This window comes from Nostoc sp. (assembly GCF_036917555.1).
GTDB lineage: Bacteria > Cyanobacteriota > Cyanobacteriia > Cyanobacteriales > Nostocaceae > Nostoc.
Genome location: NZ_JBALDD010000017.1, coordinates 1 through 14,004 on the forward strand (window position 1 = coordinate 1; position 14,004 = coordinate 14,004).

The following is a 14,004-nucleotide window of genomic DNA, read 5'->3' on the forward strand; positions in this document are numbered from 1 at the left end:
AGCATTGGCATTCTACCGCGACACAGGTTCTCGCTTGGGTGAAGCTAATACATTAATAGCAATCGGCGATGTCTTGCAGTTCCTAGACCGACGCAGCGAAGCCTTAGAGCGCTACCAAGCTGCATTGGCATTCTACCGCGACACAGGTTCTCGCTTGGGTGAAGCTAATACATTAAGAGCTATCGGCGATGTCTTGCAGTTCCTCAAACGCAGCACTGAAGCCTTAGAGCGCTACGAAGCAGCATTGGCATTCTACCGCGACACAGGTTCTCGCTTGGGTGAAGCTAATACATTAATAGCAATCGGCATTTTACAAGAAAATTTAACTTTGGGTTTAGAGTATTGTCAGGCAGCGTTAGAACTGTATACCCAAATTGGTGACAAGTATAGCCAAAGTCGTAATTTGATTTACTTCACATCTGAAATTCTCTTAAAACTGGGACGGCAAAAAGAGGCTGTAGATGCGCTCAATCGCGCTATTGAGCTTGCTAGAGATATTCCCTATCAAATCTTTGTAGAAGATGCGACAGCTAAACTCCAAGAAATCCAAGAAAATCATGGTTTTCATTAATAAAATCATGGTTTTCACTCACAAAATCATGGTTTTCATTCACAAAATCGTGAGTTTCATTCACAAAATCGTGAGTTTCATTCACAAAATCACGAGTTTCATTCACAAAATCACGAGTTTCATTCACAAAATCATGATTTTTGCGTTAAATACTGAATTATTCGTTATATTAAATACTAATTATTGAGGGTTTTACTGAACTAAGATCCAGCTTTAGTAAGGCAAACTAGCTCTAAAGCAGATAAAAAGGATACATTTATGTCTCGTCAAAAACGTACATACCGCGTTCTCGAAAAAGCTGAATTCAGAACAGCGGGACTTAAAGCCATCGATCCTACTATAAATTTTGGGGATGGGCGCAACTTAGAAAGCATGATACAACTAATTGAGCAATACCGTACCAAGATAGATGCTTATAATACTGCTCTAGCTGTGATTGACTCTTCTAAAACTGAGATGGACGAATTGGATAGAACTTTAAGCGATCTAACTGAAAAAATGCTCTTGGGAGTTGCCTTTAAGTACGGTAAAGACAGCCATGAATATCAGATGGCGGGTGGTGTTCGCAAAAGCGATCGCATCCGTAAAAGCACAGCAACACGCTTGAGATCAACTTCAGAGGAAGTAACTACTAAGGATGCTAAAACTGCATAAAAGCGCTTCTGACTTAAGTCTGCACTATTGAAACAAAGCCTGTTTTTAGCAGGTTTTTAGGCACGAACAGGAGTTATGCAAACTAGAACAAGAACTGCTAATTGCTGTCATGCTTGAATTTTACATTGTTCTGTTGTCTAAAACAGCAAAGAAGGCAAAACTTAAGTGATTTTTTCTGCTGTGCATTTTACTTTAGTCATCAGAAACTTTACGTAACTCTATTGATGTAACTATAAGTAAAGTCGGTAAAATTCGTGAGGCTTAACAGATAGAAATTAACTAAGATTAGCTTTAAATAACAGTCACTATTTGTTAAACCAAACAAATTTGTAATAACCGCTTGATTGTTTATCAGCAATTATTGCTCAATATAACTTTATCTACTGATGAGCAACTTGAATAACCAAAAACTCAAACTTAAACTTCATCAGTTGCGTTTAGTTCCATATCTAGCAATTGGTTCTCTGATTTTTTATTTAAATTCCAATCTAGATTTAAACTACGTAGTTAAAGGATATTTAGTCTTAATGGAATCTCAACTATGTATAATCATTATTTATTTTTTGACAACAAGCTTTGCTAGTAAACCAGATAAATAATCAAAAAAGGTCAAAAATTTTGTTTGTATTATATGCTAATAGACATTTCTGAGAGTTAATTAAAGAAGTAAATACCATGAAGACTAAATCTACAGCAATTATACTTTGCTTTTTTGGCGGGTGGCTGGGAATTCACAAATTTTATTTAGGAGAAAATGTAGCAGGTATTTTGTACTTATTATTTTTCTGGACTTGTATTCCATCTTTAATAGCCTTTGTTGAGTTCTTCGTTCTAGTTTTAATGTCAGATACCGAATTCAATACAAAATATAATCACAGTATAGCAAGTGCAGGTGGAGCAGTCTCTGCTAAAGATGCAACCAGTGCCTTAGCTGACTTAAAAAACCTTTTTGATTCTGGGATAATTACCGCAGAAGAGTATGAAGAAAAGCGCCAAAAGCTTTTGAAATCTTTGTAAATTAAAATTATCAGTCGATTTATGATGTCACAATCTAAATCTTGGTTTCAACAAACTCCTGCTTGGGTGTGGTTATCATTAATTCCGACATTGGGGGGATTTGCTATTGTCTATGCAGGTTATAAATCTAAGACTAAAACTTGGATTGTCATCGGGATTAGCATCTCTACTTTAGCTTTAGCCTTATCGGCAAACACTTTCGCCTTTGCAATCTGGATGGCTCAAATTGGTGTTGCTTTTTATCTCAAAAAATCTTATTTAGTCAAAACCTATCCGAAGAATTTACCAATTCCCGAAGAACAAGAGTTAGCAAAGTTAGTTGCGAATACTCGTGAAAAAGTAGATATTAATGAATGCTCAAAACATGAACTAGTTAATTATTTAGGGCTACCGATAGTTTATGCAAATAATATCGAATCCCTAATGAATGAGGGATATGTTTTCACTCATGTAGAAGAGTTAATCGAAATAGCCGGAATTCCTGAAAAGCAAGTAACTCGAATTACACCACTGATTACTTTTAGCTACAACTACAAAAAAGAAGCTGATTTTTCTTGGAAACGATTAAACATATATTCAACTGATGAATTGATTACCTGTGGATTGGATGGAGCGATCGCAGAACAAATTGTGGCCGAAAGGCAGCAACGAGGTGAGTATAAATCATTGATTGATGTGAAGCAGCGCACTGGATTACCTTTTACTACTTATCGTCATATAGCTTAGTACAACTCGTCAGAAAAAAGGGTGAAAATTTTATCAAGGAGCCGAACTCAAATACTTAATGATTCCTCTTCACATAACTTGATAACTGCGGCTTGATTTCTGTCCCTTTCTAATCACGATCTGTACTTACTTCGTTGCCTTTGAACCTGATTTTACAAGGGAACTGTCTAAGCTGCGTTAATATCAATCTCTTTCTTTGGTAGAATTGAGAGTAGCGAGTAAAGATGACCAATGTTGATAAATTTATTACCTTGTCTTGTATTCGGTTGATAAATATACCCACGTTCAACCAACGTCCTAGCGTCAGGACGCCGTTGAGGCGTTGTATCAGTTGTGAATAAGTAAAAAGTTCGTTATTTAAATTTTCCTCCTTTTTATTGAGTATATAATCACACAAAAGATAGAGGTATTAAACGACTTAATTTGATTATTATCAACAATGCATAAATAAAGATTATACAAAGGAGTCGGTTATTAGCATCCAACTACCACAGAATGTCGTCATTCCTAAATGGCATGATTCCAACATGACTCTGGATCTCAAACGTGCCACAGAAATTGCTGATTATTGTATAAATAATGCCAGTGTAATAGATTACAATGGTGCTTTTCCGAAGCAGGAGTTTGAGTTAATTGCTAAGGCTGGGTTGTTGGCTGCACCATTGACCAAAGAATTAGGCGGATGGGGTGCAGGAATTGATGCTAATGTTACCCACGAGCTTCTAATACTATTAAAACATATAGGGCATGGCAATCTAGCAGTTGGGCGAATTTATGAAGGACATATCAACGCTCTGCAACTGATTCAGACCTTTGGTACTGGAGAACAAATCACAAGCTATGCTCGTGATGCCCGTGAGGATCACAAAATATTTGGCGTTTGGAATGCCGAAGCATCTGATGGTGTTAAGGTAATTCCTTGTGAAAATGGGCGTTATCGGTTAGAAGGTTCTAAAACGTTTTGTACTGGCGCAGGCTATGTTGAACGTCCTTTCGTTAATGGAGTATTGCCAGATGGCGGTTGGCAAATATGCATTGTGCCAATGGACGAAGTGACAACAGTTAGTGACCCAGCTTGGTGGCAACCTTCTGGGATGCGAGCTACTGCTAGTTATAAAGTGGATTTTAGCGGTGTAGAGTTGGATCAGAGCGCTTTAATTGGACAGCCAGGAGATTACTATCGACAGCCCTGGTTGTCTGTTGGGGTAATTCGGTTTGCTGCTGTGCAACTAGGTGGGGCAGAAGCACTGTTTAACCTGACTCGCCAGTATCTCCAGGACTTGGAATATACAAATGATCCATATCAAAAAGAACGGCTGGGCAGAATGGCGATCGCTATTGAAAGTGGTAATCTCTGGCTGCGAGGGGCTGCGGATAAGGTAGCAGCGTATGCACCTATATTTGGTGGCTATCCCACAGTTACCCAGCCGCAAGCAGACCAACTCGTTGCCTATGCAAACATGGTGAGGACAGCAATTGAACAAATTTGCATTGATGTAATGCAGTTGTGCGAACGTTCAGTTGGGACTCGTGGCTTAATGCCACCAAATCCGATGGAACGCATCATCCGAGATTTGACTCTGTATCTGCGTCAACCTGCTTTTGATGCATCCTTGGCAAATGTAGGGCAGTATGTCCTGGGTGAAAATAATCCTGCTGATTTACTTTGGAATGATGAATAAATCTGGCTTGATTGGATTACCACTAAGCAATCCGAGTGTTTTGCCTTGGCGTTCAATTAACGACATCACTTGTAGTTCGGCACTAATCGTCGCGCCTCATCCTGATGATGAGACATTAGGTTGTGGGGGTGCGATCGCGCTGTTACGGTCTTTAAATTGTCATCTGCAAGTTTTAGTCATCAGTGATGGTACACTTTCACACCCTCGTTCTCAGAAATATCCCGCAGATAAACTTCGGGAATTACGGGAAGTGGAAACGCTATCAGCAATGAAATTGCTAGGTGTAGAGCAAAATGCTGTCACCTTTTGGAGAATGCAAGATGGGTCAATTACAACACAATATCAAAGTACAGTAGCAAGTTGTCGTACTTACATCACAGAAATCGCCCCAGAAATTATCTTTTTACCGTGGCGATATGACCCTCACGCTGACCACCAAGCAACGTGGAAGTTAATTCACACAGCGCTGGATGATTTGCGCCTATCCCCCCGATTGATTGAATATCCTATTTGGGATTGGGACTGGGAGCAACGGGGGAGTCTACCAGCATCTCTTGAGGTGACAACCTGGCGATTGGATATTAGCACGGTAGTGGAGTTGAAACAACAAGCGATCGCTGCTTATCGTTCTCAAATTACAGACTTAATTGACGATGATCCAGAAGGCTTTCGCCTGACTCCCGAAATGTTAGCCAACTTTATTCATCCTTGGGAAGTTTATATAGAGGAAAACCTATGAACCCGTTACAATCCGACTCTTTACCACCCAGCTACTTCGATAAACTCTACAGCGAAAACCTCGACCCGTGGAGATTTGAGACAAGCGAATACGAAGCTAACAAATATGCTGCCACGATCGCAGCTTTACCAAAAGAGCGCTATCGGTCTGCTTTTGAAATCGGTGGTTCCATTGGCGTTTTAACTGAGAAACTGCAACAGCGTTGTGACTCACTCCTCTCAGTTGATGTATCAAAACTGGCACAGGCTAAAGCAATAGAGCGCTGTCAGCATCTCTCCAATGTTAAGTTCCAGATTCTGCGTGTCCCAGAGCAATATCCTGATGAGATGTTTGATTTGACTCTAGTCTCAGAAGTTGGCTATTACTGGAGCTGGGAAGACCTGAAAAAATCGCAACAGTACATTTTAGAACACCTAGAACCTGGAGGACATCTACTTTTAGTTCATTGGACACTCTATGCTCGTGATTATCCATTGAGTGGAGATGAAGTTCATGACTCGTTTTTTGAGTTGACCCCGAATAAATTGCGGCATTTAAAAGGTCAACGTGAGGAAGAATATCGACTTGATTTATTCGAGCGAGTTTGAGAAGATGTTTGAAAAGTCCTCTTGTCGGGATCAAAAGTTTTAGATCCCTCTAAATCTCCTGATAAATTGGGAGACTTTGATTCCGGTTCCCCCTTTTTAAGCTACAGTGTATACACAAGTCTGAATTGGATCTCCCTAAGCGTTACTGTAGGCGAACTCCAAAAAATAAATTATCCAATTTATCGAATTAAGAGGACTTTTCCTCCCCCTGCTCTCTGCTACCTATTCCCCTGCCTAAAAAGCAATAGGATATTTTTTATTTGGAAGCGTTGCCCTACTTTAGGGTAACGCTTCCCCTTAGCAATTACTGACGCAAACTCTCAAGACGCAAGCGCAAATCCCCAATTGCTTGTTTAATATCCACGTATTTCCAGCGCGAAGCCCAAGTTTGTTCTTCTTGCTGGCGTTCTTCGACTAGTTCAAACAACTGACCAAAGGAATAAGGTTGCGTTAATTTCTCGACAAGCCATTGGGCTGAAACTCCCAGCATCTCTGCTAAGGACGTGACACTGGGATAACATGGCTGATAGCCATTGAGAGCGCACCACCACATCAGTCGTAATTGGCGACGTGCAACAAAACGAGTTTCGATAGCCGCTGCTGGCTCGACTACAAATGGTTGCTGTTGCTCTCCCATTTCTCTCCATTCATTCAGTTGATTTGCTAAACCAACATTAGTACGTCCGATTTGTCTTGCCGAAGTTACTACCCGCACTAACAAACTGTGGCGGAAACGGGCATTTACCCGTAGCAAAGCACGGTAAAAAGCCACATCTTCAGGAGTCCGCACTGGCGGTAAGCCTCCTGCCAGTGCATACATTTCTGCTGTTACTGCCAAACTTGCTCCATAGTGTTGATAGTGGCGGGGAAAGCCGTCATCGGGGTCGGGATCGAGATAAGTTTCTAATTCGCTAATTAAATAGCGGTAGCCCACTTCACGCAGAAAGCAAGCTCTAGCGTAAGGGTCTAAAGCCGCACGACCAGCACCCTCAGTGAGAATTCGCCCACCGACAGCATCAGCACCACAGTTAATTTCGTACAGGTTGGCAGCAATCCAAGTTGGGCTTACTTGCGAGTCTCCATCAGTTGAAGCAATTACCCCCCTTGTACGTCCTAAACTAGACAAACGGCGGTATGCTTCATCCATCAAAATCTGCCGCACTCGACCAATATAGGCTTGTGCAGGTGGCAGAGTTTTTTCAACTACATGCAGTGCTATATCTGGATGTTGCCCCGCGAAACTCCGGGCTATAGCTGCTGAATCATCGCTACAATTATTTGCCAACAAAATTATTTCGTAGCGTTTGGGATCTAAAAGCTGTCCTTCTAGATCAACTTGATGTATCAAGGCAGTAAGGGTTGCTACCAATGTCTGAGCTTCATTGCAAACTGGAACAATTACACAAACTTCACAATGCGGTGAAGGCGGTACTTGGACTAAAGTTTGAGAAGAGTCTTTATCAAGTTGTACAGATGGAAAGTCAGCAACGAGGAGTAAGTGCTTACTTTCCATAAAAACCATTTTTCCATCTCCAGGAACAGCGACACAGGATATTCATCTACAATCGGGAATTATTAGTATTTGTAATACTATTTTGAATGTTCTTTGATTTACTTGGAATCTACCTACAGTAGGTAGATCGAAAACTTTTGGAGTTTGAGGAAATTATAAAGGTTTGGGTCAATACTTTTGGGCTGACAAAAGCGTTCATTTGCGATCGCCACCGGAAAGGGCGGGTACGCCATCGCAGATGAGTCCATTTACAACAGAGTTACTCGAAAAGCAGATTCTGAGTACATTTGAATTAATATTAATTCTCAAGTAAGTCCAAAAATGAAATTACTCAATTCCTGCATCCAAGACGACTATTCAGATATTTTCTTGCCATGCTTAACAACAGCTCACTTTGCGATTAATTATTTTTTATTTGTCAGTCCCTAACTCCCCATTCTCCCGCCTTTTTCCAAGGAAGTTTGACTGTAAATCGACTACCTTTACCTAACTGACTTTCAGCGTGGACAGTCCCACCGTGCAACTCGACAATTTTTTGCACCATCACCAATCCTAAACCCGTGCCTGGAGAACGAGGAGTAGAAGCATTTTCAACTTGCACAAAAGGTTGAAATAATTTGAAAAGGTCATCAGAAAGCATTCCAATACCTGTATCTACCACGCTAAAAAAGATATATTCATTGGTAGAACTTGGCTGGACTTCAATCCAAACTTCGCCTCCTTCTTTAGTAAACTTAATCGCGTTAGTCAACAAGTTAATAAATACTTGGCGAATGCGGCGTTCATCGACTTGGATGGGTTCGAGTTCTTCAGGTATTTGTGCCCTTAGCCAGATATTTTTCTGGAAGGCTAAATGTTTGACAAAACTCAAGCAGAAGTCACATATTCCCTGAATCGGAGTAGCAGCTAGTTGCAGTTCGATTTTGCTGGATTCGGTGTCAGTAAGGTCAAGGATTTGGTTAATTAATTCTAGTAAGTTTTTACCGCTAGATTCGAGTATATTTAGGGACTGGCGCTGTTCTTCACTTATAGGGCCGTACACTTGATCTTTGAGTGCATCTGTGATTCCCAAAATTGAGTTTAAAGGAGTCCTCAGATCGTGGTTGATATTTCCTAAAAAGGTGCTTCTAGCACGATTTGCAACTTCGGCGATTTCTTTAGCCTCATGTAGAGCGGATTCTGCGCGTTTGCGATCGCATACTTCTAAAGTTAGGGCGACAATTTCCGCAATTGAGCTAATGAAGTTTTGCTCACTCAGCTCCCATTTCCGAGGAATATCAACCTGTTCAGATAATACTGTTCCCACCATTTTGCCCCCAACCCAAAGACTGGTATCAATTAGGGAGACAATATTATTTGGTTCGAGCAATTTATCCCATAATTCTTGTACTCGTGGATCGGTGCGAGTGTCAGAAACAGCAATGGTACCAGAAACCACCAGGGCTTTAAAGTAGATTAAATAATCTGTAAGATTGCGTTCTAAACCTGCCGAATGCCTCTGATTGCTACGTTCATAGAGACTTATGCATTGTAGTTTGGTGCGATCGCTATTAAATAACCACACACTCACTCGCTCTACTTGTAAGGCATTGGCTACTTTTTCTGCGATCGCTTTGAATGCTGTTTCTAAATTTCCTTCAAAAACTGCTTTGTGATTTGCCAGTTCTGTGAGTACTTGATGATACTGTCCCAGCTTTTGCTCACTGTTAATGCGTTCTTGAATCTCTTGCTGTAATTCTTGAGTTCGCTGCTTAACTTGCAGTTCTAAATCCTTATTTTTGCTAATCAGTGCAGTAAAGGTTTTGCGTAAATCTTGCGCCATCTCATTAAAAGATCCATCCAGCACCTCTAGTTCTTGAATGCCCTGTACTTTCACCACTAAGTTTTCACCGTTGGTAAAATCAGTTAAATCTTTTGTCGCCCTGCTGAAGTGCAAAATTGGCACAGTAACCCACCGGGCGGTGACAATACCCAATATAATAGCTAGTCCCAACGCTCCTAAACAGAGAAAAATCGTAGTTTGAATGTTGCGATTAAGTTTTCCCATAAAGTCTGGCTCTGGGACAGCCACAATAATCAACCAGTTGACATTTGGTTCGCCCTGTAACGGTCTAACTTCTAAAAATTGCCGTTTGCCGTCAAAGGGAAAATCTAGTTGCTGTAAACTTTGAATTTGGTCAAAGTTATTAAATTTAGTTTTTAAGTATTTAGCGGTTGCTTGAGTCAAAGAATTCCCGCTTTGGGAAGCTGCCAACCTAATGGGTTTACCATTTTGGAAGCGGAATGGTTCTTCGGTTGTAGAACTTGCAACTAATAGCCCCGATCGCTCGATAATAAAAATTTGCCCAGACTTACCAACTTTAATGTTTTGCAGCAAATCTCCAATTTGTGATAAGTGAGTGAGAGTGCTGTTGACTCCGAGTAATTCACCTTGGGAGTTATAGATGGGAAGAGAAGCACTAATCAGGAGTGTTGGTTCTGTGCGGGGTGTAAAAATCTGACTAAAGCTGAATTTTTTGGCGGTAACTGCTGTTTGATAATCAGGACGCGATCGCGCATCATAGTTTTTAATCACTTCTGGTAATTGAGTACGTTCACCTTGAGAGTCAATTATGTAGGTGTAGAGGTCGTACCCAGTTGACTTATCAGCTTTTCTGAGTAAAAATTGGCGATCATTCAACTTCTCTACCGCTAGATATTCTTGCTCATTGCTTGCAGTTATTGCCAGCGCATCTGGAAAAATCTTTAACTGCTCTATTAAATATGACTCCCAGGTTGCCAGATTTTCTATCTTCAGCAACCCCATGTTAATCACATTTTGATTACTGCGTAGTACCTGACGCCCAGTTGCCAAATAAGTTTGTAAATTCTGCTCGACTCGATTGGCAACTTCATGACGTAATTCGCTAGCTACCTCATTAACTGCCTTTTGCCCGTTGCGGATTGATAAGTATGCAGTCAATCCCACAGCTAGCAAGATTTGCAGCAAAAACAACGCTACCAAAATCCTACTTAGAGGTACGCCTTTAAACAGGGAAAAAACATTACTTTGCCCGGTATTTTTGTTCATCTGCCCACTTCCCCTTCCTGTCCTGTAGTACTGAGTACAACACCTCTAGTTTGCTGTCCTGTGGGCTTATGCATAGTTTGTACTCGGTCGGGTCAAGTGCCAATATACCACTTCTGGTAAAAGAACAAAACGTTACTTAACTGCACCCGTAAATTTTACCAACCAAAATATGACGATATGATATCGCGTCTGGTTAAATATTTATCATTTACAGCAGTTTGCTTTTTAAGTGAGGTACAAAATGCAAGACTCATGCATCAGATATAAAGAGTTTCTACCTCCTACCTCTTACCTCTTACCTGGTTGTTGAGCGTAGTCGAAACACTGCTTGGTTGTTGAGCGTAGTCGAAACACTGCCTGGTTGTTGAGCATAGTCGAAACACTGCCTCGCCTCCTGCCTCCTCTTGTAAATATGAAAGAAATTGATGAAAAGCTGAATCAATTCGTAGCTAATTAAGATTTATGAGTTATAACTGGCATTTTTGAAAAAATCTAACTGTAGACAGATGAAATTTGAAACGTTAATCTTATCAGAAGCATGTTTTTTGGCGTTCAGACTATCTTCTAGTCTAGGCGCTAAAAAAAAGGAGTTAATCATTTAAAGATTGCCTCCTAATTTTACTGCATCCTGCCCACAGCCACCCCCAAGACATAGGTTTTATCACTCATGCTCAACGTATCCACTCACGATTCTCAGCAAAATCAGCAATTAATTGACAATACTGACTGGAACGTTATTGAAACGGAGTTTAACCCGATGCAGTTACATCACAAAGAAACTGTCTTTACTCTTGGTAATGGGTTGTTAGGAGTGCGGGGTACATTTGAGGAAGGGTATTCCCAAGATTTTCCAGCCACACTCATCCACGGTGTTTATGATGATGTGACAATTGCTCATACCGAATTGGTAAACTGTCCCAACTGGCTGCCATTGGTGATAAAAGTAGCAGGCGAATCTCCTACGGAGACGCTACACGAACGCTTTAGTATGGATAGTGGTGAGATTCTCAACTACGAACGTCGGCTCGATTTACGCTTAGGTTTAGTTAGCCGTGATGTGCGATGGCGTAGTCCTAGCGGTCATACCCTAGATTTTCACTTCGAGCGTTTCACCAGTTTAGCAGACCAACACGTTTTGGCGATTCGTGCTCAAATTACATCCGTAGACTTTGAGGGTGAAATTACCGTCGAAGCCGGATTTAATAGCGAACCAGATACCCAAGGCGTCAAACATTGGCGAACCTTAAACCAAGGTGCCATAGATCAGATTCTCTGGTTAAACAGTACAACTCTCTACTCAAATATTCAACTTGGCATGGCAGCGAAGTTAGTGGTAGATGGTGACGAGACTGCACCCGTGAGCGTCGAAAATGCTTCTAGTTCTCCCATTTTGACAACTACCTTAAAGTTATATCCCGGAAAAATGGTAATTCTAGAAAAAATTGTCACCTTGTTTACTTCACGAGAGACAGAAATCCCCATTGCCGCCGCCTTACAAAGACTCGCTGATGAACCCAGATATACTACCCTATTGGCAGCTCACATTGCTGCATGGGAGCAAGTGTGGCAAGACAGTGACATTATTATAGAAGGCGATCGCTTGGCTCAACTGAGCGTCCGTTACAATCTCTTCCAATTACTAGCGGTGACACCGCGTCACGACAACCGTGTGAGCATTCCTCCCAAAACCCTCTCTGGTTTTGCCTATAGCGGACATATCTTTTGGGATACAGAAATATTCATCCTGCCCTTCCTCACCTTAACTCAACCAGCCCTAGCGCGTAACTTGCTCACCTACCGCTACCACACCCTACCAGGAGCGAGACGCAAAGCTCAAGAAGCCGGTTATCAAGGGGCGATGTTTGCATGGGAAAGTGCCACTACTGGCGATGAAGTGACTCCGCGCTGGGTACCTGCACCCAACGGTGAATTAATCCGCATCTGGTGCGGTGACATTGAAGTGCATATCACCGCAGATATCGCTTATGCAATTTTGTACTACTGGCAGACTACCAACGATGATGACTGGATGCGGGATTATGGTGCGGAAATTATTCTTGATACGGCTGTTTTCTGGGAAAGCCGGGTGCAGTGGAACCAAGAGCGCCACAGCTATGACATCCTAGATGTAATTGGCCCGGATGAAAATCACGATCGCGTCGATAATAATGCCTTCACCAATCTTATGGTACAGTGGCATTTGCAGTCAGCTTTGCGACTGTGGGATTGGCTCAAACAAGCTTATCCTGAAACCTCAGCCCAATTGGAGCAAAAACTCAACTTAACCACAGAGCGTCTGCACCATTGGGCGGAAATCCAAGAGCGTCTATTTGTCAATGAAGATGCTCAAACGGGTTTAATTGAGCAATTTGAAGGCTTTTTACAGCTAGAAGATGTTAACCTCGCTGATTACGAACCGCGTAACAAATCTCTGCAAAGTTTGTTGGGAATTGAAGCCACAAACCAAAAGCAGATTCTCAAGCAGCCAGATGTATTGATGCTCTTGTATTTATTGCGCGATCGCTACGACTATAACACCCTCGCCACCAACTGGGACTATTACAATCAACGCACCGACCACAGTTATGGTTCTTCACTAGGCCCAGCCATTAACGCTATCTTAGCTTGCGACCTCAATCAACCAACTGAAGCCTATATACACTTTCTGCGATCGGCCTTGGTAGACTTAGAGGATGTGAGGCGTAACGCTGCCGAAGGAATTCACGCCGCCAGTGCTGGAGGAGTATGGCAAGCAGTAGTTTTCGGGTTTGGCGGCATTCGGATGACTCAATTTGGCCCCGTTGCCTGTCCCAACCTACCACCTAACTGGACGCGTTTGAAGTTTCGCCTGCAATGGCGTAACGAGTGGTATGACTTTGACTTAGGATCTGAAACAGAAGTTAAAGTTCCCACCTTGGCAGATACACGCTCGAAAACTTAGTGAGGTTATCTTCGACTTGGATGAAGTTTTAACCGATAGCTAAAAGTTTACCTGCGATCGTCGTTCGCGCAGCGTCTCGTAGAGAAGACGTTGGCGCAGCGATCGCTTTTACAAAAGAAACCTCTCCCTGGTTTTACTACGCAAAACCGTCCCTCTCCAACTCCCAGAGAAACTTAAACTTTAGTTCAAGGCAGGGAGAGGTTCTTTTACCGAAGGAGTGCTGTTTTTATCTTCTTACAAATATCCACCCAAGCTTTATTCTCTTGTGCTGAGTTCAGACTGTCTAAAGGTTGATTCGGAGGGTGCGCTGACTGATACTTTTCAATTTCTGTTTCCTCGTAGCTGCTAAAACTCAACGGTATCCAAATAATCGTAAGTCCTTCGGCTTCAGCCGCATCCAACAATGGCGGTAATATCATGTTCGCATAATCGCTTATGATAAAAGTCAAGAGTGCATCTATGAACTATGCCGAAACGGATCAATATAGCGACACATTTAAATAT

General features: G+C 41.8%; 12 protein-coding genes. 9 read left to right on the forward strand and 3 right to left on the reverse strand.

From position 1 onward, the window contains the following. The 7 genes from V7K60_RS06570 to V7K60_RS06600 all read left to right on the forward strand — a co-directional run. On the forward strand, positions 1-571 hold a 571-nt coding region (locus V7K60_RS06570; RefSeq protein WP_334923953.1), incomplete at its 5' end, for a tetratricopeptide repeat protein. A 258-nt stretch (positions 572-829) separates the two neighbouring features. Beyond that, positions 830-1,225: a hypothetical protein gene (locus tag V7K60_RS06575; RefSeq protein ID WP_334923955.1), complete on the forward strand. Its 396-nt coding sequence runs from the start codon at positions 830-832 to the stop codon at positions 1,223-1,225. Between the two features lie 675 nt (positions 1,226-1,900). Next, a complete protein-coding gene (locus V7K60_RS06580; RefSeq protein ID WP_334923956.1) occupies positions 1,901-2,242 on the forward strand; it encodes an NINE protein in 342 nt (113 codons plus the stop codon). Between the two features lie 21 nt (positions 2,243-2,263). Beyond that, positions 2,264-2,968, forward strand: coding sequence for a helix-hairpin-helix domain-containing protein (locus tag V7K60_RS06585; RefSeq protein ID WP_334923958.1), 705 nt, complete (start codon positions 2,264-2,266; stop codon positions 2,966-2,968). 527 nt (positions 2,969-3,495) lie between these two features. Then, positions 3,496-4,650 carry an acyl-CoA dehydrogenase family protein gene (locus tag V7K60_RS06590; RefSeq protein WP_334923960.1) on the forward strand — a complete coding sequence of 385 codons (1,155 nt, stop codon included), beginning with the start codon at positions 3,496-3,498 and terminating at the stop codon, positions 4,648-4,650. Then, on the forward strand, positions 4,640-5,389 hold the full coding sequence (locus V7K60_RS06595) for a PIG-L deacetylase family protein (protein WP_334923961.1): 750 nt from the start codon (positions 4,640-4,642) through the stop codon (positions 5,387-5,389). The genes V7K60_RS06590 and V7K60_RS06595 overlap by 11 nt, the downstream gene beginning before the upstream one ends. After that, positions 5,386-5,976, forward strand: a complete 591-nt coding sequence (locus V7K60_RS06600) for a class I SAM-dependent DNA methyltransferase (RefSeq protein ID WP_334923962.1) — start codon at positions 5,386-5,388, stop codon at positions 5,974-5,976. Before V7K60_RS06595 ends, V7K60_RS06600 begins: the two co-directional genes overlap by 4 nt. Before the next feature lie 304 nt (positions 5,977-6,280). Here the strand turns inward: V7K60_RS06600 and V7K60_RS06605 are convergent, their stop codons facing one another. Continuing rightward, entirely contained in the window at positions 6,281-7,498 is a 1,218-nt protein-coding gene (locus V7K60_RS06605; protein WP_334923963.1) for a glycosyltransferase family A protein, read from the reverse strand. 154 nt (positions 7,499-7,652) lie between these two features. Between V7K60_RS06605 and V7K60_RS06610 the strand changes: the two genes are divergently transcribed. Next, a complete protein-coding gene (locus V7K60_RS06610; protein ID WP_334923964.1) occupies positions 7,653-7,802 on the forward strand; it encodes a hypothetical protein in 150 nt (49 codons plus the stop codon). A gap of 105 nt (positions 7,803-7,907) precedes the next feature. Here the strand turns inward: V7K60_RS06610 and V7K60_RS06615 are convergent, their stop codons facing one another. Next, positions 7,908-10,559: a sensor histidine kinase gene (locus tag V7K60_RS06615; RefSeq protein WP_334923966.1), complete on the reverse strand. Its 2,652-nt coding sequence runs from the start codon at positions 10,557-10,559 to the stop codon at positions 7,908-7,910. Positions 10,560-11,226: 667 nt separating this feature from the next. Here V7K60_RS06615 and V7K60_RS06620 point away from each other — a divergent pair. After that, positions 11,227-13,500 carry a glycoside hydrolase family 65 protein gene (locus V7K60_RS06620; RefSeq protein ID WP_334923968.1) on the forward strand — a complete coding sequence of 758 codons (2,274 nt, stop codon included), beginning with the start codon at positions 11,227-11,229 and terminating at the stop codon, positions 13,498-13,500. A 206-nt stretch (positions 13,501-13,706) separates the two neighbouring features. Here V7K60_RS06620 and V7K60_RS06625 read toward each other — a convergent pair whose 3' ends face one another. After that, entirely contained in the window at positions 13,707-13,919 is a 213-nt protein-coding gene (locus V7K60_RS06625) for a hypothetical protein (protein WP_334923969.1), read from the reverse strand. Between the last annotated feature and the right edge of the window lie 85 nt (positions 13,920-14,004).